The organism is Mycolicibacterium aichiense, assembly GCF_010726245.1.
Lineage (GTDB): Bacteria > Actinomycetota > Actinomycetes > Mycobacteriales > Mycobacteriaceae > Mycobacterium > Mycobacterium aichiense.
On record NZ_AP022561.1, the window covers coordinates 125,507 to 143,721 of the forward strand.

The 18,215-nt window shown below is 67.8% G+C and carries 19 protein-coding genes; 11 read left to right on the forward strand and 8 right to left on the reverse strand.

The window, feature by feature from the left end:
- Window positions 1-99: 99 nt before the first annotated feature.
- The gene (locus G6N32_RS00585) at window positions 100-570 is read left to right on the forward strand and encodes a DUF732 domain-containing protein (protein WP_115317819.1); all 471 of its coding nucleotides are present in this window, start codon (window positions 100-102) and stop codon (window positions 568-570) included.
- 97 nt (window positions 571-667) lie between these two features.
- Entirely contained in the window at window positions 668-946 is a 279-nt protein-coding gene (locus tag G6N32_RS00590) for a hypothetical protein (protein ID WP_232077421.1), read from the forward strand.
- Window positions 947-956: 10 nt separating this feature from the next.
- Here the strand turns inward: G6N32_RS00590 and G6N32_RS00595 are convergent, their stop codons facing one another.
- Window positions 957-1,559 carry a TetR/AcrR family transcriptional regulator gene (locus G6N32_RS00595; RefSeq protein ID WP_115317817.1) on the reverse strand — a complete coding sequence of 201 codons (603 nt, stop codon included), beginning with the start codon at window positions 1,557-1,559 and terminating at the stop codon, window positions 957-959.
- Window positions 1,560-1,584: 25 nt separating this feature from the next.
- Between G6N32_RS00595 and G6N32_RS00600 the strand changes: the two genes are divergently transcribed.
- From G6N32_RS00600 to G6N32_RS00610, 3 genes are all read left to right on the forward strand, one after another.
- Window positions 1,585-2,346 (forward strand): SDR family NAD(P)-dependent oxidoreductase, encoded by a 762-nt coding sequence (locus G6N32_RS00600; protein ID WP_115317816.1) that lies wholly within the window; start codon window positions 1,585-1,587, stop codon window positions 2,344-2,346.
- A 260-nt stretch (window positions 2,347-2,606) separates the two neighbouring features.
- Window positions 2,607-3,854, forward strand: a complete 1,248-nt coding sequence (locus tag G6N32_RS00605; protein ID WP_115317815.1) for an acyltransferase family protein — start codon at window positions 2,607-2,609, stop codon at window positions 3,852-3,854.
- A gap of 104 nt (window positions 3,855-3,958) precedes the next feature.
- Window positions 3,959-4,648, forward strand: a complete 690-nt coding sequence (locus tag G6N32_RS00610; RefSeq protein WP_232077423.1) for an Rv0518 family GDSL lipase — start codon at window positions 3,959-3,961, stop codon at window positions 4,646-4,648.
- A 3-nt stretch (window positions 4,649-4,651) separates the two neighbouring features.
- Here G6N32_RS00610 and G6N32_RS00615 read toward each other — a convergent pair whose 3' ends face one another.
- Complete coding sequence (locus G6N32_RS00615; RefSeq protein WP_115317813.1) at window positions 4,652-4,912, reverse strand: CDGP domain-containing protein; 261 nt, start codon at window positions 4,910-4,912, stop codon at window positions 4,652-4,654.
- A 154-nt stretch (window positions 4,913-5,066) separates the two neighbouring features.
- Here G6N32_RS00615 and G6N32_RS00620 point away from each other — a divergent pair, with 154 nt between their 5' ends.
- Entirely contained in the window at window positions 5,067-6,680 is a 1,614-nt protein-coding gene (locus G6N32_RS00620) for a S53 family peptidase (protein WP_115318923.1), read from the forward strand.
- Complete coding sequence (locus G6N32_RS00625; RefSeq protein ID WP_115317812.1) at window positions 6,677-7,423, forward strand: hypothetical protein; 747 nt, start codon at window positions 6,677-6,679, stop codon at window positions 7,421-7,423. Before G6N32_RS00620 ends, G6N32_RS00625 begins: the two co-directional genes overlap by 4 nt.
- 18 nt (window positions 7,424-7,441) lie before the next feature.
- Here the strand turns inward: G6N32_RS00625 and G6N32_RS00630 are convergent, their stop codons facing one another.
- Complete coding sequence (locus G6N32_RS00630) at window positions 7,442-8,332, reverse strand: aminoglycoside phosphotransferase family protein (protein ID WP_115317811.1); 891 nt, start codon at window positions 8,330-8,332, stop codon at window positions 7,442-7,444.
- A complete protein-coding gene (locus tag G6N32_RS28400) occupies window positions 8,329-8,472 on the reverse strand; it encodes a hypothetical protein (RefSeq protein ID WP_170310572.1) in 144 nt (47 codons plus the stop codon). The genes G6N32_RS00630 and G6N32_RS28400 overlap by 4 nt, the downstream gene beginning before the upstream one ends.
- 52 nt (window positions 8,473-8,524) lie before the next feature.
- On the opposite strand from G6N32_RS28400, the gene hrpA reads away from it, so the two are divergent.
- Window positions 8,525-12,487: an ATP-dependent RNA helicase HrpA gene (hrpA, locus tag G6N32_RS00635; RefSeq protein WP_410432969.1), complete on the forward strand. Its 3,963-nt coding sequence runs from the start codon at window positions 8,525-8,527 to the stop codon at window positions 12,485-12,487.
- Between the two features lie 54 nt (window positions 12,488-12,541).
- Here hrpA and G6N32_RS28405 read toward each other — a convergent pair whose 3' ends face one another.
- Entirely contained in the window at window positions 12,542-12,709 is a 168-nt protein-coding gene (locus tag G6N32_RS28405; protein ID WP_096312558.1) for a hypothetical protein, read from the reverse strand.
- Between the two features lie 271 nt (window positions 12,710-12,980).
- On the opposite strand from G6N32_RS28405, the gene G6N32_RS00640 reads away from it, so the two are divergent.
- On the forward strand, window positions 12,981-13,211 hold the full coding sequence (locus tag G6N32_RS00640) for a hypothetical protein (RefSeq protein WP_115317809.1): 231 nt from the start codon (window positions 12,981-12,983) through the stop codon (window positions 13,209-13,211).
- Window positions 13,212-13,234: 23 nt separating this feature from the next.
- Window positions 13,235-14,245 (forward strand): patatin-like phospholipase family protein, encoded by a 1,011-nt coding sequence (locus tag G6N32_RS00645; protein ID WP_115317808.1) that lies wholly within the window; start codon window positions 13,235-13,237, stop codon window positions 14,243-14,245.
- Here the strand turns inward: G6N32_RS00645 and G6N32_RS00650 are convergent.
- Window positions 14,242-15,270 (reverse strand): TIGR03617 family F420-dependent LLM class oxidoreductase, encoded by a 1,029-nt coding sequence (locus G6N32_RS00650; RefSeq protein WP_115317807.1) that lies wholly within the window; start codon window positions 15,268-15,270, stop codon window positions 14,242-14,244. The two genes, G6N32_RS00645 and G6N32_RS00650, sit on opposite strands and share 4 nt — an antisense overlap.
- Window positions 15,271-15,425: 155 nt before the next feature.
- Here G6N32_RS00650 and G6N32_RS00655 point away from each other — a divergent pair, with 155 nt between their 5' ends.
- On the forward strand, window positions 15,426-15,668 hold the full coding sequence (locus tag G6N32_RS00655) for a hypothetical protein (RefSeq protein ID WP_115318922.1): 243 nt from the start codon (window positions 15,426-15,428) through the stop codon (window positions 15,666-15,668).
- 85 nt (window positions 15,669-15,753) lie between these two features.
- Here G6N32_RS00655 and G6N32_RS00660 read toward each other — a convergent pair whose 3' ends face one another.
- Both G6N32_RS00660 and G6N32_RS00665 read right to left on the reverse strand, forming a co-directional pair.
- A complete protein-coding gene (locus G6N32_RS00660) occupies window positions 15,754-16,935 on the reverse strand; it encodes an acyl-CoA dehydrogenase family protein (protein WP_163789037.1) in 1,182 nt (393 codons plus the stop codon).
- Entirely contained in the window at window positions 16,928-18,124 is a 1,197-nt protein-coding gene (locus tag G6N32_RS00665) for an acyl-CoA dehydrogenase family protein (protein ID WP_115317805.1), read from the reverse strand. Before G6N32_RS00665 ends, G6N32_RS00660 begins: the two co-directional genes overlap by 8 nt.
- Between the last annotated feature and the right edge of the window lie 91 nt (window positions 18,125-18,215).

Here is an 18,215-nt window from a genome sequence, read left to right on the forward strand (position 1 = left end):
CGGTTCCGTGCTCAAAGTGTGACCTGAGTAGACCACTGTTACCGAAGTGACATCAGTGGCTCTTGCTGTGAGCCGATCGAGCCAGAGTTGGGGACCCACATGACCGTGCACATTTTCGATCGTGAATCGACCGGCGGCACCTCCTTTGCACTGCGATCGCTGATCGCGATGACAGGTGCATTTCTCGCCGCCGGAGCGTGGCCGGCGCCCGCCCATGCGGATACCGCCGGCGTCAGCAATCTGCTCAACTCCACCGGTATCAGCCAGCTGATCGAGCAGATCGGCCAACAGATCTGCCCGATGCTGGTCAAGCCGGGCAGCAGCCTGGTCTCCAATGCCACCACAGCCAGCGGGCACGGCGGTCTTGCCTCCCAGGTGACCGGGTTCGTTGCCGAGCAGGCCATCCGGTCTCAGTGTCCGGCGGTGATGACCGAGCTCGCCAATGGGAACTTCGCGCCGCTGATGCAGATGCTCAGCACCGCCAACCAGGCGTCGGGCGCACTCAACCAGCTCAACGGCGTGAGCGTGCCGTCGGTGCCGTTGCCGGCTGCGGGTGTGCTCAGCCCGTAGCGGCGTCCCTGGCAAACGCTAACGAATCTGGCTGCGCCGTCGATATCGTGGTTAAGTAGTTGAACCCGAGGCCTGCTCGAGGCGGAATCAGGTGACTGTGAAACGACTTCTCATCGGCGCGTGTGCGGTGGCGCTCACGTCGGGATCGCTGGTGCTTGCCGCACCGGCGTCCGCCGACTGCCCGAATGGGACGGTCCAGAGCCGATTCCCCGGGGTGTGTACGTCCGGCCCGTCCGGCGGCCAGGTCCCGCAGGCGATCGGCCCGGACAATGTCACGACGAACATTCAGCCCAACCAGATCCCCACGATGAACGGGATCCCCTGCAACCTGTGGCATTCGGTCACGTGCTGGGCGATGGCCCAGAACGGCGGCTAGATCCGCGCGGTCACGCCGCGCGCAGCGCGTCGATGCCCTGGTCCAGGGCGGCTTCCAGATAACTCAGGTCGCCGGTCGCGAGCATGATGCCGACCCCGCCCTGGATGCCGGCCAGCAACGCCGCCGCGGCTCGCTCGGCGTTCACCGAGCCGGCCACCTTGCCCTGCCCCTGCATCGACCGGATGCCGGCCGCTATCGCGCCGCTCCACGCGACGATGAGCTCGGCTGTGACAGCCTCGGCCCCCGGAGTGGTGCGCCCGATCTCCGACATCAGCACCGCGATCGGGCAGTTCTGGCCCTGCTTGCGGTAGCGGTCGACCACGGAATCCCGCCACCGTTGCCACGCCGCCCAGGATGTGAGCGCGCCGAGATGAGGCTGCTGGTCGTCGAGCACCATCTGGGACTCGAGCGCCGCGACCGCCAGCAGCAGCTGCTCCTTACCCCCGGGGAAATAGTGGAAGAGCTGACTTTTGGAGGTGCGAGTACGCGCCATGACGTCCTCGAGTGTGGTCAGCGCGACGCCGCGGGCGCGGATCTCGGCGGCGGCCCCCTCGATGATCCGCTGCCGGGTGGCGCGACCCTTCGCCGTCAGTTTTTGGACTTGCAGGTCCATTTTTAGAGGCGAAGCATATGGACTCATGAGTCCAAAAGATACCCGGTTGGCCGGGCGCAGAGCACTTGTCACAGGTTCCACAAGCGGTCTCGGGGTCGCCATCGCGAAGGCCCTGGCGAATGATGGCGCCTTCGTCGTGGTGAGCGGACGGGACACAACCCGCGGCGACGCCGTCGTCACCGAGATCCGGTCGGCAGGCGGGGACGCCGCTTTCGTCGCCGCCGATCTGGGAGCCGGGGGTGCCGCCGCCCGCCGGCTGGCCGACGCGGCCACCGAGGCGGCCGGCGGCATCGACATCCTGGTGAACAACGCGGCCACCTTACTGATGCCCACCCCGACCGCCGACGTCACCGAGCAGGAGCTGCGAGATGTGTTCGGCGTCAACGTGTTCACGCCATTCCTGCTGACCGGTGTGCTGGCACCGAGCATGGTTGCCCAGGGTGGCGGCGCGATCGTGAACATCGGCTCGATCACCGGGCTGCGCGGATCCAGCGGGTCGGCGGTCTACAGCGCCAACAAAGCCGCGATCCATTCGTTCACCCAGTCCTGGGCCGACGAGTACGGCCCGCACGGTGTGCGGGTCAACGCCGTGGCCCCCGGCCCGATCGGCACCGAACGGCAGGCCGAATTCGCCGACCACATCGCGCCGACGCTGAGCCGCCTGCCGTCGCGGCGGGTCAGCACCCCGGAGGAGGTCGCGGCCGCGGTGGTGTTCCTGGCCAGTGACGACGCCGCCAACATCCACGGAACAGTCCTCAGCGTCGACGGTGGCTGGGCGGCAACCTGATTCGAGGGTGGCCGGCAATGGCTCCCGAACTGCGTCGAGCACGCCGTCGTCAACCGGGTGTCGACCCGCGCGGTGTTGCCGCCATCACACCCCAGCAAACGGCCGGACAGGACGGTGTCCAGCAACCCCACAGCGTTGCAAGGCCGGGCCGGCGACTGCCGCGCTGATAGGCTCCCAGGTGAAATCGCGGGGGCGGCGGGGTCCGGCCCGTCTGACGAGGTGGCGTCGAAACGTAAAGCAAGAGTCGGAATGGGTTCGGAATGGGTGTTGTGCGGACCGGAGAAATAAAGGCGCTGACCGGTCTTCGCATCGTCGCCGCCCTATGGGTGGTGCTGTTCCACTTCCGGCCGCTGATCTGGGAAGCGTCACCGCGACTCAAGGACGACCTCGCGCCGCTTCTCAACGCCGGTGCCCAAGGCGTCGACCTGTTCTTCATCCTCAGCGGATTCGTGCTGACGTGGAATTACCTCGACCGGATGGGATCGCATTTCTCCGGGCGGGCCACCCTGCACTTCCTGTGGCTGCGGCTGTCCCGGGTGTGGCCGGTGTACCTGGTGACCATGCACATCGCCGCCGCGTGGATCATCTTCACGCTGCACTTCGGCGCCACACCGTCGGCGGATGTCGAAAAGCTCACCGCAATCAGTTACGTGCGCCAGCTGTTCATGGTCCAACTCTGGTTCGAACCGTTCTTCGACGGCACCAGCTGGGACGGCCCGGCCTGGTCGATCAGCGCGGAATGGCTGGCCTACCTGCTCTTCGGCGGGATCATCCTGGTGATCTTCCGGATGGCGCGGGTGACCCGGGCGCGCACGCTGCTCTTCCTGGCCTTCGTCGCGGCGCTGCCGCCCACGCTGCTGCTGCTGGCCAGCGGCCACTTCTACACGCCGTGGAGCTGGCTGCCGCGCATCGTGGCCCAGTTCCTGGCCGGCGCGCTGGCCTGCGCGGCGGTCCGACGCTTGCAGATCGGCCGGCGTGGGCAGCACATCTCAGGTATTGCTGCGGTACTGCTGACCGCCGCGATGGTCGGCATCCTCTACTACTACGACGCCAACCCGGTGGCCGGGATGATCGACCCCGGCGGCCTGGTCGACGTGCTGTTCATGCCGCTGGTCGTCACGCTGGCGATCGGCGTCGGAACCCTGCCGGCGCTGCTGTCCACGCGGCTGCTGGTGTACGGGGGGCAGATCTCGTTCAGCCTGTACATGGTGCACGAAATCGTGCACACCTCGTGGAACTGGGCGGTCCAGGAGTACCAGATCGACCTGCCGAAATCGGTGCAGAAGATCGTCGTCGTCGGATTGATCCTCGCGGCGGTGGCCGGCGCGATGGCGCTCTACCACGGCGTCGAGGAACCGGCCCGGCGCTGGATGCGCAGGATGGTCGACTTCCGCGACGTCAAACACGACAAGCACACCGGCCCGCCGGGGGCCGAGGGCGGCCGGCTGGCCTCGATCGACCATGCCCGCGATACCCGTCCTCCGCAGTCCTCGGCGCGGGCCGGGTAGTAACGAAGCCAGCGTCGGTGTGCGACAACACCTTCGGAGGCAGTAGGCTGCCTGCGTCGGGCATGAGATTCAGTGGGGTGTCATTGATCCGCAAGGAAGGGCTTGTGCGCGTCATCACGACCGGCCTGTCGGCCGTCGCGGTGCTCGCCGCCATCGTCGGCTACACCCGCCCGGCCGTCACCTATGAATTGGCCAATCGCGGTTCGGGTTTCAGCCGGATAGCGGTGATTGGCGACTCGTACACGACCGGTACCGACGAGGGCGGTCAGGGGCCGCAGTCGTGGACGTCCCGCGCCTGGCTGCTGCTGGCCGGACAGGGCGCCAGAATCGACGCCGACGTGGCCGCCGAGGGCGGCGCCGGCTACGGGATCCGGGGCAACCACGGCAGCCTGTTCGAGGACCTCACCGTGCGGGCCGTCGACCGCGACGACTCCCTGGTGGTGTTCTTCGGATCCCGCAACGACCAGCCCGCCGATATGCAGAAGTACCCGGTGCTGGTCGGGGAGACCCTGCAGATCGCCCGCCGGGCGGCGCCCAAAGCCAAGGTCCTGGTGATCGGCCCGCCGTGGCCGACGGCAGACCCGCCGGGCGAGGTGCTGGCCCAGCGCGACATCCTGCGCGCCCAGGCCAAAGCCGTCGGCGCGGTCTTCATCGATCCGCTCGCCGAGGGCTGGTTCGTCGGCCACCCCGAACTGATCGGCCCCGACGGCGTGCACCCCACCGACGCGGGCCACGCCTACATGGCCGAGAAGATCGCCCCGCTCATCAGGAGCCAGCTCGCCATTCCGCTGTGAGGATCACGGCCCGATCCAGGGCTGAGTGTTGCCCAGATTGTTCGCGTCGACCTGGTAGCACTGCTGCGGGGTGTTGAACCCGAACGCGCCCCCGGTCTCGCAGCGCTGAAAGAAGCCGTTCGCATCGATCGGGCCGTCGCAGCGTTCGCCGCCGCCCCACGGTGTCCAGAGTCCCTGGCATCCCGCGCTCGCTGCGGGCGCGCCGATGATGCCGATACCGATGGCGGTGATCGCGCAGATCACCACTGAACCGAGTTTCTTCACCGTCCACCTCCTCGACGACAAACCTCAAGTGAAGTTCGGATACCCAATTCATCGCGGTGGCCGACGAGATCGTTATCGCACATGCGGCTCCAGCAGCGCCGCACCCCCGCGTCCTGCTCTGTGATCCCCGCGTCGGTATGGGATGGTTCTGGTGATGCTGAGACGCGTGTGGGAACGGCGTCGGCGGAGGCGACCGCTGACACCGTTTCTGGCGACGCTGGCGGTGGTCATGGTGGTCTTCGCCGGCGACCGTCCGACGCCGTCGCTGCCCTACAACCTGATCGCCGGGCCCTTCGCGCGACTGCTGGCCCAGGCCGCCGATCTCGGCCCTGCGCGCGCACAGCGGGTCCAGCTGACCGTCGAACTGCGGGAGGCCTCCCGGCCTGCGGCGCTGACCGCCTGGGCCGACTCTCACGGATTGTCGGTGGGCTGGCGCGACGGTGATGCGTGGGCCGTCGTGGAGGGCACCCCGCGAGCGATTGCGGGTGCCTTCGACGTGGCCGTGCACGACTACCGCCGCAGCAACGGGGTGGTGTTCTACGCCTCGCCTCAGCAACCGGCCGTCCCGCAGCAGCTGAGCGGTGAAGTGAGCGAGTTGGGCCGCATCCTCGGCTACACGCCCTCACACGAAGGCGTTCCGCCGACCCCGCCGCTGGACGTCCCCAATGCGGGGCTCGCGCCCACCGAGTTGCTCACCGCCTACAACGTCAACCCGCTGACCTCCGCGGGTTACACCGGAAAGGGTCAGACTGTCGTCGTCTTCACCTTCGACGGCGTCGACCAACGCGACCTGGACAAGTTCTCCGACTGGTTCTCGCTGCCCAAGTTCAACCTCGAGGTGATGGGCGGGATGCCGCCCGAGCGACGCGGCGAGGCGAGCATGGACGTCCAGTTCGTGCACGCGATCGCGCCTTCGGCGCGGATCGTTCTGGTCAACGCCCGGTCCACCGCCGAAGGCGACGCGACCTACGTCAAGCTCGGCAAGCTGATGGAAGATGTCGACCGCACCTACCCGGGAGCGGTGTGGAGCTTCTCGATCGGCTGGGGCTGTGATCGACTCCTCTCCCGCGCCGACCTGGCGCCGGTGCGCTCGGCGCTGGCCCGCGCCCAGCGCAACGGGACGACGGCCTTCGTCGCCAGTGGAGATCTGGCCGGCCTGGAGTGCAAAGGCGGCAAGACCTGGTCGGATCCGCCGAGCCCGGACGACTACGGAGTCGACGTGATGGCCTCGCTGCCGGAGGTGACCGGTGTCGGAGGAACGACGCTGTCCACCGATTCCCAGGGTCAGTGGCTGGCCGAACAAGGGTGGTACGACGTCCCGTTGACCCAGGGCAGCGGCGGCGGCGCGTCGGTGTTGTTCGCGCGCCCGTCGTGGCAGGACACCGGAACCCGCGCCGGCCCGCACGACAAGCGGCTGGTACCCGACATCGCCGCGGTGGCCGACCCGTTCACCGGGGTGAAATTCGTGTTCAACGGCCAGATCCTGGTCGGAGGGGGCACCTCGCAGGCGGCGCCGATCTGGGCCGGAATCGCCGCGGTGATGAACCAATTCCTGACCGCGCGCGGCTTGGAGCAGCTCGGTGACTTCAACCCGCTGCTCTACGACATCGCCGGCGGCGCCGAGGTACCCGCCTTCCGCGACATCTATCTCGGAGCCAACGCGGTGACGCCCGTCGTGGCCGGCTACGACATGATCACCGGGCTGGGAACGCCCAACGTCGACAACCTGATCAAGGCCCTTCTCGTGCTGAAGTCGTTGCGCCGATGACCGATCTGACAACAGACGCCGACGCCGCCGACTCGTTCGCGGGCTACGCGGTACCCGCAGGCAACTACCGAGCCCGCAGGCAGCGTGGCCCCGGCTATTTCGTGACCATCGGGCTGTGGGTGATCGTCCTGGTCGCCGCGATGATGGCGCTGAGCATCCTGGCCACCCGAATAACGCCCACCGCGATCACCTACCACTGCCCACCCGACTGCGGCCGGCCGCCGACGGGCCTGCCGGTGGCCATCAATCCGCGCTTCTTCGCCCCCGACGGGTCGTTCTCGGTGTCCTATCCATCGCCCGGAACCGCCTACGACGTGACCATCGAACCCAACGGGGTGCGCGCCGAGCTGACCGTCGGTGAGGGGGGCACGTTGCGGTTGTTCAGCGAGCCGGCGAAGGGCCGCAACGCTCGCCAGGTGGCCGACGATCTGCTCAATCAGCTCTTTCCGGACGCGGTGACGTCCTATGAGCTGCCCAACGCGATCCTCGGGTACGAGCCGGGCTACGGCGAGGTCGCCGACGACTGGCCGAAGGGCACTGCGACCGACTCCCTGCACCAGCGCGTCATCGTCATCGTCGCGGTCAAGAACGATCTCGCTCTGGTCGCCGGCGCGGTGGGGCCGTTCCATCAGTTCGGGCCCGACGACGGGCCGGGGCCCCCGTCACCGGCGAACCTCGATATCGCCAAGGACATGGGCAAGTACGTCAACAGCTTCATGTGGCGCGGAGACCCGCCGAGGTAGCTTCTCGTGCTTGGTGTTTCAGTCCTGCACGGCTTTGGCGACGGCGATGCAGGTCGTCAGCCATCCCGGCTGCTGCGCTGCGGAGTCCTGCACCGCCCACATGGCGGTGAGCACCGCGCGCACCACCACCCAGGCCCGCGCCCGATCCTCGTCGAACCCCGCCGCGTCGACCAGTGTGTAGAACCGCCGGCGGACTCCGCCTCGGACATCGCCGGCCAACTCGTCGAAGCGGTTCCACAACATCGGGGCGATCTCGTAGTGCGGATCGCCGTTGACCGGTTTGGGGTCGATGACCAGCCACGGCTGACGCGGCCCGGCGAGCACGTTCGCGTAATGCAGATCGCAGTGCAGGACCCGTGCCGTTGTCTCGGCGTCGACCGTCAAGTCCGCGCACTGGCTCAGCGCCTGTTCCACCAGCCGGTGCGGGATCGGTGCGCCCCGCGGCAGCTCGGCCAGGTCGGCGGTCCACCGGTCGAGGTAGAACGTCAGGGGCCGCAGTTGGGGCAACGCCGGGACGTGTACGTGGCGATACAGGCCGGCGACGATCCGGCAGGCCTCGACGTCATCGACTCCCGTCAGGTCGTCGCCGAGCCGTTCGGCGAGAATCGCCCGGCGGTGCGGGTCGGCGCTGAGCAACCGGACGGCGCCCTCGCCGCCCCACCGGCGCAGCGCCAGGTGCTCGTGTTCGGATTCGTCGTCGGGGAAGCCGAGCTTCAGGATCGCGGCCGTGCCATCGGCGGTGCGGACCGGCAGCACCAGTGAGCAGTGTCCGTGGATGGGCAGGCCGTCGGGCCGAAGCCGCCACTGCGCGACGACGTCGCGGGTGAGCCGGGGCAGTGCGTCGACCCATGTCGCCCACTGCGGGCCGCGATCGGCCATCGCCCGCACCCCGGCGGGCAGATCGCTCACGGCGAAGGGTGATCCGGGTGCTCGCCGGGTGGCTCGCTCGGCGGGGCAGGCTTGTTCAGCCAGTCCTTCAGCCGGAACAACTGGCTGGCCACGATTCCCAGGCCCACCAACAGCAGACCCAAGACGATCCAAATGGTCATCGCTGCCGAGCCTACGCACACCAGGACGCCCCCGGCGGTGCTCGGCGCTATTGTGGCGCCAGTGTCCGAGGTCTCCGTTGAGCAGGTGCGTCAGCTGCGCGCACGCCTCGACGGCGTGACATTTCGTGATGCGGCCCGCTTGGGTCGGCGGCTGAAATCGCTGCGCGGCGAGGTGTCGGCGGAGACCCTGAGAAAGATCTCCGACCAGATCGGGGCCGCCGAGGCGTTGGTCGCCACCCGTCAGGCGGCGGTTCCGGTGATCACCTACCCGGATCTTCCGGTCAGCGACCGTCGCGACGAGATCGCCCGAGCCATCACCGACCACCAGGTGGTCGTGGTCGCGGGTGAGACAGGGTCGGGCAAGACCACCCAGCTGCCCAAGATCTGCCTGGAGCTCGGCCGCGGGATCCGTGGAACCATCGGCCACACCCAGCCGCGCCGGCTGGCCGCGCGCACGGTGGCTCAGCGCATCGCCGACGAGGTCGGCACCCCGCTGGGGGAGACGATCGGCTACACCGTCCGTTTCACCGACCAGGCCAGCGACCGCACTCTGGTCAAACTGATGACCGACGGAATCCTGCTCGCCGAGATCCAGCGCGACCGGCGTCTGCTGCGCTACGACACGCTCATCCTCGATGAAGCGCACGAGCGCAGCCTCAACATCGACTTCCTGCTGGGCTACCTTCGCGAACTCTTGCCGCGCAGGCCTGATCTCAAGGTGATCGTGACCTCGGCGACGATCGAGCCGGAACGATTTTCGGCACACTTCAATGGAGCTCCGATCGTCGAGGTGTCCGGCCGCACCTATCCGGTGGAGATCCGCTATCGACCCCTGGAAGTGCCGGTCCCGGTTGATGATTCGGATGATCCCGATGATCCCGACCACGAGATCGTGCGCACCGAGATTCGCGATCAGACCGAGGCGATCGTCGACGCCGTTCGCGAGCTGGAGGCGGAGCCGCCCGGCGACGTGTTGGTGTTCCTGTCCGGGGAGCGGGAAATCCGGGACACCAGTGATGCGTTGAGCCGCATTGTCGATTCGAACACCGAGGTGCTGCCCCTGTACGCGCGGCTGCCCACCGCCGAGCAGCAGCGGGTGTTTCAGCCGGCCCGGACCCGCAGGCGGATCGTGCTGGCCACCAACGTCGCCGAGACGTCGCTGACCGTGCCGGGTGTCCGGTATGTCGTCGACCCCGGCACCGCGCGGATCTCCCGCTACAGCAGGCGAACCAAGGTGCAGCGGTTGCCGATCGAACCGATCTCCCAGGCCTCTGCCGCGCAACGGGCGGGACGGTCCGGTCGCACTGCGCCAGGAGTGTGCATCCGGCTGTACTCCGAAGAGGACTTCGAGGGCCGGCCGCGTTACACCGACCCGGAGATCCTGCGTACCAACCTCGCTGCGGTGATCTTGCAGATGGCGGCGCTGCAACTCGGTGACATCGAGAGCTTTCCGTTCCTGGATCCGCCCGAGCAACGCAGCATCCGCGACGGCGTGCAGCTGCTCCAGGAGCTCGGCGCGTTCGATTCCAGCGGCGCCATCACCGATGTGGGTCGCCGGCTTGCGCAGTTGCCGGTCGATCCGCGGCTGGCGCGGATGATCGTGCAGGCCGACACCGAAGGATGCGTGCGCGAGGTCCTGGTGCTGGCCGCGGCGTTGTCGATTCCCGACCCGCGCGAGCGGCCGGCCGAGCGCGAAGAGGCGGCCAGGCAGAAACACGCCCGATTCGCTGACGAACACTCGGACTTCGTGTCCTTCCTGAATCTTTGGAAGTATCTGCGCGACGAGCGGAAGGCCCGGTCCGGCAGTGCTTTCAGGCGGATGTGCCGCGAGGAGTTCCTGCACTACCTACGGATCCGGGAGTGGCAGGACCTGACCGGGCAATTGCGCACCATCGCCCGCGACATCGGCATCCGGGAATCCGACGATCCCGAGCCGGCCGACCCGGCGCGTGTCCACGCTGCCCTTGTCGCCGGATTGCTCTCGCATATCGGTCTGCGGGAAGGGGATTCGCGGGAATACACCGGTGCGCGCAACACCCGGTTCGTACTGGCCCCGGGATCGGTGTTGACCAAGCGCCCGCCGCGCTGGCTCGTGGTGGCCGACCTGGTGGAGACCAGCCGGTTGTACGGGCGTATCGCGGCCCGCGTCGAACCCGAGATGGTCGAGCGGGTGGCCGGACACCTGGTGCAGCGCAGCTACAGCGAACCGCACTGGGACGCCAAACGCGGTGCGGTGATGGCCTTCGAACGAGTCACGCTCTACGGGCTTCCGCTTGTTGCGCGCCGACGGGTGGGATACGCCACCGTCGATCCGGTCGTGTCCCGCGAGCTGTTCATCCAGCATGCGCTGGTCCAGGGGGAGTGGCAGAGCCGCCACCATTTCGTCGCCGACAATGCGCGGCTGCGGACCGAACTGGCCGAGCTGGAGGAGCGCGCCCGCCGCCGCGACATGCTCGTCGGTGATGACGACATCTACGCCTGGTTCGACAGCAGGATCCCGCCGCAGGTCGTCTCGGCACGCCATTTCGACGGCTGGTGGAAGAAGCAACGGCACCGCACCCCCGATCTACTGACGTTCACGCGCGACGACCTGTTGCGGGTCGACGACGAGGACGCCGAACGTCCGGACAACTGGCAGGCCGGTGACTTGTCCCTACCCCTGACCTACCGGTTCGAGCCCGGCGCCGCCGACGACGGGGTGACTGTGCACATCCCGGTCGAAGTGCTGGCCCGACTCGGCGGTGACGAATTCGGTTGGCAGGTACCGGCACTGCGCGAGGAGCTGGTGACCGCGCTGATCAAGTCGCTCCCGAAAGAACTGCGGCGCAACTTTGTTCCCGCTCCCGACACTGCGCGGGCGGTGTTGGCCGATATCATCGGCGGGCAGGATCGGAGCGACCCGGGAATCGGCCAGGTGGGTGGCGAACCTCTGCTGGAGGCGCTGCAGCGTGAATTGCACCGGCGCACCGGAATTCTCGTGCCGATCACCGCGTTCGACCTGGAGAAGCTCCCGGCCCATCTCCGGGTGACCTTCGCCGTCGAGGGGCCGGACGGCACCGAGGTGGCTCGCGGCAAGGACCTCGACGCGCTCCAGCGTAAGCTCGCAGGTTCGGCTCGCAAGGCGGTGGCCGATGCGGTGGCCAGTGACCTGGAACGACACGGTCTGCGAGCGTGGCCGGATGACCTCGAGGAGTTGCCGCGCACTGTGGAACGCACAGTGGGAGGCCACCTTGTTCGTGGTTATCCAGCGCTGGTCGACGCCGGTAAAGGCGTCGATGTAAAGGTTTTCGCGACCGAGGCCGAACGTGACGCCGCGATGCGGGCGGGCACCAGGCGGCTGCTGCGGTTGGCGGTGCCGTCTCCGGTGAAGGCGGTGGAGAAAGGACTGGACCCGCGTACCCGACTGGTGTTGGGTGCCAACCCCGATGGGTCTCTGACCGCACTCCTGGATGACTGTGCCGACGCCGCCGCCGACGTCTTGGCCGCCAAACCGGTATGGACCAGAGCGGATTTCGCTGCGCTGCGCAACCAAGTGGCCGAGGCACTGCCGTCGACCACGAAGGAAGTCGTGACCAGGGTGCAGAAAGTGCTGGCCGCGCTGCAGGAGGTGCATCTGGCCCTTCCGGACAATCCGCCCGCCGCACAAGCTGATGCCGTCGCCGACATCCGCGCGCAGCTCGCCGGATTGGTCACCACGCCCTTCGTCAGCAGTACCGGGGCCGCGCGCCTAGCCGATCTGACCCGCTATCTGACGGCGATCGTTCGCCGCCTCGACCGGCTGGCCCAGGCGCCGCAGGCCGACCGCGAGCGCATGCAACGGGTGCACGCCGTCGAAGATGCCTATGCCGAACTGCTCCAGGCGCTCTCGCCCGCGCGCGCGGCTGCCTCCGACGTTCGCGACATCGGGTGGCAGATCGAGGAATTGCGAGTCAGCCTGTGGGCCCAGCAGTTGGGCACTCCCCGGCCGGTCAGTGAGCAACGGATCTACCGCGCGATCGATGCGATCCTGGCATGACAACGAAAGAGGGGCACCCGATCCGGGTGCCCCTCCCATGGAGTTCGTTGCCGATCAACGGCTTCCATGCACAGTTGTGTCTACATGGGGCGCGGTCGCGGTCGGGCCCATGTTGTTGACCCAGTCGTTGTGACCGAGGTCGGCTTGGGCGGGTCCGGCAAGGCCGAGAACGGCTGCGGTCATCGCGCCTGCGATCGCTGTGGTGATTGCGTACTTCTTCATGTCTTTCCCTCTTCCTCTGCGCCCGTCAGTGGGGGTTTCCGGTGCGCTGACTGTGTTAACGCCGTGTTAGGGCCCGGTAATTCCACTGGCAGCAGATGATCGCCGGTTGGCAGAAATTGAGCGGCGTCCGCTGATCGGGGGACAACTTATTCCCCCCGGGAGTCCGCCGGCTGCCCGACAGACATCGGCACCTGTGATGCGAGATCGTTTAGGCACTGGCGAAACGCAACGGCCGAAACCAACACCGACGATGACGACGAGGAAATATGCGATGACCACCATGACCTGGATGAAGCGATTCGCCGCCGGCAGCGCCCTGGCCGCGGGCTCGGCGCTGTTCGCCTTCGGCTCTGCCACCGACGCCCTCGCAGAGAGCGGTTCGGTCAATGGCGGCCCGCACATGAACCAGCCCGGCCACCACCAGACGTTCCCCGGCCAGCACAACCAGCCGGTGCCCGGCTCCGCCGAGCACCACCGTCACCAGTGGAACCACGCCGGGTAACGGGCCGCTCCTAGCATGGGGCGATGGCCCGCTCTGTGACGAAACCCGTCGACCTGGTCCTGGCCGGCGGCGGCGTGAAAGGTATCGGCCTGGCCGGTGCGGTCGTCCGGCTGATGGAGGCCGGTTACCGGGCCCACCGCGTCGCAGGCTCCTCTGCCGGGTCGATCGTCGGGTCGATCGTCGCCGCGGCCGCCACCAACGACCAGCTGACCCCCGACGACGTCCGGGATCTCGCCCTGAGCATCGACTACCGCAAGTTCCTGGACCCCGGCCCGGTCGAGCGCGTGCCGCTGCTCGGTGCAGGATGGGCGATCCTGCAGGGCACCGGCATCTACCGGGGTGACTACGCCCACGATTTCATCGCCCACCAACTTCGCGACCTCGGCGTCAGCACCTTCGGTGATCTGCGGCTCGACGACGACGAGCTGCCCCCGGAACAGCGCTATCGACTGGTGGTGACCGCGGCCGACGTGACCACGGGCCAGTTGGTCCGACTGCCGTGGGACTACCAGCGGCTCTACGGCCTGGACCCCGACGACCAACCGGTCGCCGACGCGGTGCGCGCGTCGATGTCGATTCCGTTCGTCTTCCGGCCGGTCACTCTCACCAGCGCGACGGGCCGGGAATCGACCCTCGTCGACGGCGGGCTGCTGTCGAACTACCCGATCGACTCGCTGGACCGCTGCGACGGAAAGAAGCCCCGGTGGCCCACGCTCGGGGTGACGTTGCTGCCCGACCTGCCCGAGAACAACCACAAGGTGATCCCGGCGTTGGCTCCGCTGCGATTGTTCGGTGGTCCGAGCTTGCTCGAGGATGTGATCACCACGATCCTCGTCGGCCGCGACCAGGCCTACCTCAACCTGCCCTGGGTCAGTGCCAGGACCATTCGGGTGGATGCGACCGGGGTCGGTGTGCTCGATTTCGAGATCAAGCAGCCGCAGATCGACGCCCTCTACACCGAGGGCTACGACGCGGCCACGACGTTCCTGTCGACCTGGGACGAGCGCGCTTACCTGGAACGGTTCCGCACTTAGCCGGGGATTTGTCTGCACGCCTGGAGCAGACCGGCGAACAGGTCGTCGTCGGCTTCATCGGCAGGCACCGGCAGGTTGATACCGCCGCACAGGCCCGAATACCACTGGGCGAGGACGTCGGGAATCTCCTCGTAGGTGCCCTGCGGTACCAGCCGCTTCATCACCTCATCGGTGAGAACGCTTGGCAGAGCCTCCCATTCGTTGCGTTGCGCCATTGCGGAGAGGGCCGCGCCGACATCGGCCAGGCCGAAGTCCTCCAGCTGCCTGCGGTAGGCCGGCGTGCTGTACAGGAAGGCGAGTTCCGAACGCCGTTGGTCGCGCAGCGCGTCGACGCCGTCGCGGGTGGCTGCGGCCATGACGTGTGGGTTCGCGACGACGGCAAGGTCTGCCAGCGTTCGATCGGCCCGCGACGCTCCCTCGGCAAGCGCAGGTAGGGTGCGCGAACGCAGTACCGCGGGGTGCGAGTTCGTCGGGTGGCACACGAATCCGTCCGCCAATTCCCCTGCCATCGCACACATTTTGGCGTTCACCGCGCCGGTCCAGATCTGCGGCGCGGCGTGTTCGAGCGGTCCCGGGTTGAAGTAGGGCTGCAGACGTTCGAATCGGTAGTGCGGCCCAACGTAATCCAGCTTGGCGCCGGTTTGGAACGAGGTGAAGATGGCTCGGAGCGAGCGGATGTAGTCGGCGAGTCGGGCGACCGGCTCGGACCACTGCGCCGAGAACCGGCCGACGATGTTGCCGCGCACCTGCGAGGCGATGCCCAGCTGAAATCGGCCACCGGAGAACTTCGACAGATCCCAGGCCGCGTAGGCGGTGATCATCGGGCTGCGCGGAAAGGCGAGCGCCATGCTGGTCCGCACTGTCACCCGCTCGGTGTGCTGCAGAGCCAGCGCGGCGACGGTGAATGGGTCGTGGATGGTCTCCGAGATGTGTACGACGTCGAACCCGAGCCGTTCCGCACGGGCCGCCCAGGGACCGATCTCCCCGGGACCCGTCGCCGCGGGGGCGGAGGTGACCAATTGCACCGCGTCAGCGTACTGACGTGTTCGTCCCCTGATCGGCGGACACCGGTTTCACCCCTGCTGTGGACTGGTCAGCCGACAGACACCGGGGTTGTCTTGCGCGATTCTTGTCTTACCCGGCAAACCGGGTGAGGCACGAACAGAACGAGCACGACACCATGACCGTCACGACAACCACCACCTCGACCACGCTCTGGTTCAAGCGAATCGCCGCAGGAGCGCTGCTGGCCACCAGCTCTGCGCTGGTCGCCCTGGGCGCTGCGCCCGAAAGCGTCGCGGACTCAGGCGGGCCCAACATGAGCCACCCGGCGCCGCACCCGGCGTTCCCGCACCAGACCAATCAGCCCCAGCCGGGGACCTCGATCCATCACCACCACCAGTGGAATCGCCATCGCGGCTGACGAGCCGGGCGCACCACGGAAAATAGTTCGGGTGCGAGAAGTCCTCAGCACTTCTCGCACCCGAACTTTTTTTCGTGGCTACGCCTCAGACCGGCAGCCCGTCGGCCACCCGGGTGGCGTCCTCGGCACTGGCCTCGTCCAGCACGATGTCGGCGATCCTGGCCCGGTGCTGTTCGGCAGTGCCGAGCAGCGCGGCAGCGGTGGCTGCGCGCTTGAAGTACAAGTGCGCCTGGTGTTCCCAGGTGAACCCGATCCCGCCGTGCACCTGGATGGTGTCGGCGGCGACACGGCTGAGCGCGGCCGACGCCGCGGCCGCAGCGATGCTGGTCGCCAGCGCCGGATCGTCGGAGCCGTCGCTCAATGCCCACACCGCGTGGTAGGCGGCCGAGCGGGCATGCTCGACGTCGACGAGCATGTCGGCCAGCTTGTGCTTGATCGCCTGGAACGAGCCGATCTGGCGGCCGAACTGTAGGCGGGACTTGGCGTACTCGACCGACAGATCCAGCAAGTGCTGTGCGGCGCCGACCTGCTCGACAGCCAGCAGCGCCGAACCCACCTGCAGGGCGTGCGTGATCACCCGCTCGGCATCCTCCGGACCGGCCAGCAGCCGGGCGGGGGAGTCGGAGAAGCTGATGTTGGCCTGCGGCCGGGTCAAATCCAGGGTCGACAACGGGGTGCGCACAGCGTCTTGTGCGTCCACCGCATACAGCCCGACCCCGTCGGAACCCGTTGCCGCGAGCAGGATTACATCGGCGGCGGCACCGTCGACAACGCGTTTGACGGTGCCGGAGACAGTGTCACCGGCGGCTGTCACGGTCACCGCGGCGGGATCGAACGCGCCTGCCTTGTCGGCGACCGCGAAGGCCGCGGTGGCGGTGCCCTCCACCAACTGTGCCAGCAGCTCGTCACGCGCCGGACCAGGCGAGCTGGCGACCAGGGCGGGGACGGCGAGGTAGACCGTGCCGAACAGGGGCCCGCAGGCCAGCGTTGCACCGAATTCCTCGACCGCGACGGCCTGATCGACCAGCGAGCCGCCGACACCGCCGTCGTCCTCGGGAACCGAGAGCCCGAGCACGCCCAGCTCGGCGCCAAGACGGTTCCAGACCTTGGCGTCGAAGGGCACTTCGGACTCCATCAACCGGCGCACGGTCGACTCGTCGAAGTTGTCGGCGCAGAACTTGCGCACCGCGGCGCGCAGCTGCTGCTGCTCCTCGGTGAATACGAACTCAGCGCCTCGTACGGTCTGATCCGCGAGCTTCTCATCCACGGGGAATCTCCTTCCACGGCATGCCGGCGTCGGCACGCAGATCGCCAGGTAGACCCAACACTCGCTCGCCGAGAATGTTCTTCATCACCTCGGTGGTGCCGCCCTCGATGGTGTTGGCGCGGCTGCGCAAAAAGCGCTGCTGGATCGGCCCGCGCCAGTCGCCCGCGTCACCGGCGTCATCGGCCAGCGCGTAGCGGTCGTACAGAATGCCTTCGGGCCCAAGCAGATCCATGCACCATTCGTAGATGTGCTGGTTGAGCAAGGCGCCCACCAGCTTGCCCACCGACGCCTCCGGGCCCGGGCCGCCCGCGGTTGCCGAGGCGCGGGAGCGCTCGGCGGTCAGTCGCTGAGCTTCGGACCGTAACCACAACTGCGCCAAACGGTCTCGGAGCACCGGAGTTTGCAGGTCGGGACGGGAGGCCCACAGCGAGGTGGCCTCCTTGATGGTGCCGCTTCCGCGGCGGCTGCCGCTGGCACCCAGGGCGCTGCGCTCGTTCATCAGGGTGGTCATCGCGACGTTCCAGCCGTTGCCGACCGCGCCGAGGCGGTGGCTGTCGGGGATGCGGGCGTCGGTCATGTAGACCTCGTTGAACTCCGCCTGCCCGGTCATCTGGCGCAGCGGACGGGTCTCCACGCCAGGGGCGTGCATGTCGAGCACGAAGTAGGTCAGGCCCTTGTGCTTGGCGATGTCGGGATTGGTCCGGGCCAGCAACAGACCCCACCGGGCGCGGTGCGCCAGGCTGGTCCACACCTTCTGGCCGTTGATCACCCACTCGTCGCCGTCGGGAACAGCGGTGGTGGCCAGGCCGGCCAGGTCCGAGCCGGCGCCCGGCTCGGAGAACAGCTGGCACCAGATGTCTTCGGTGGTGGCCAGCGGCCGCAACAGGGCCTTTTTGAGGTCGTCGGACTGGGCATGTTCGCGCACGGTCGGCGCGGCCATTCCGTAGCCCATCGGGTTGAGGCCCAGCGGTACCGGGCCGCCGGCGCCCTGCAGGACCCGGTCGGCGACAGCCTGCAGGCCGCGCGACAGGCCGAGCCCGCCGAGACCTTCAGGGAAGTGCACCCAGGACAGCCCGGCGTCGTAACAGGCGCCGAGGAATTCCGGAATCGGGACTTTCTTCGGGTCGTGGTCTGCCACGACCCGCCGGGCCAGGTCTTCGACCCGCTCGGCATCAGCGACGGTGCTCATTCCGACACGATAGGGAACCCGGTGCGGGCTGTTGTTGGCAGGTGTCAAGTTTTCGTTCCGGCAGTGAGATCGCGAAGCCGCCAGGCAACTA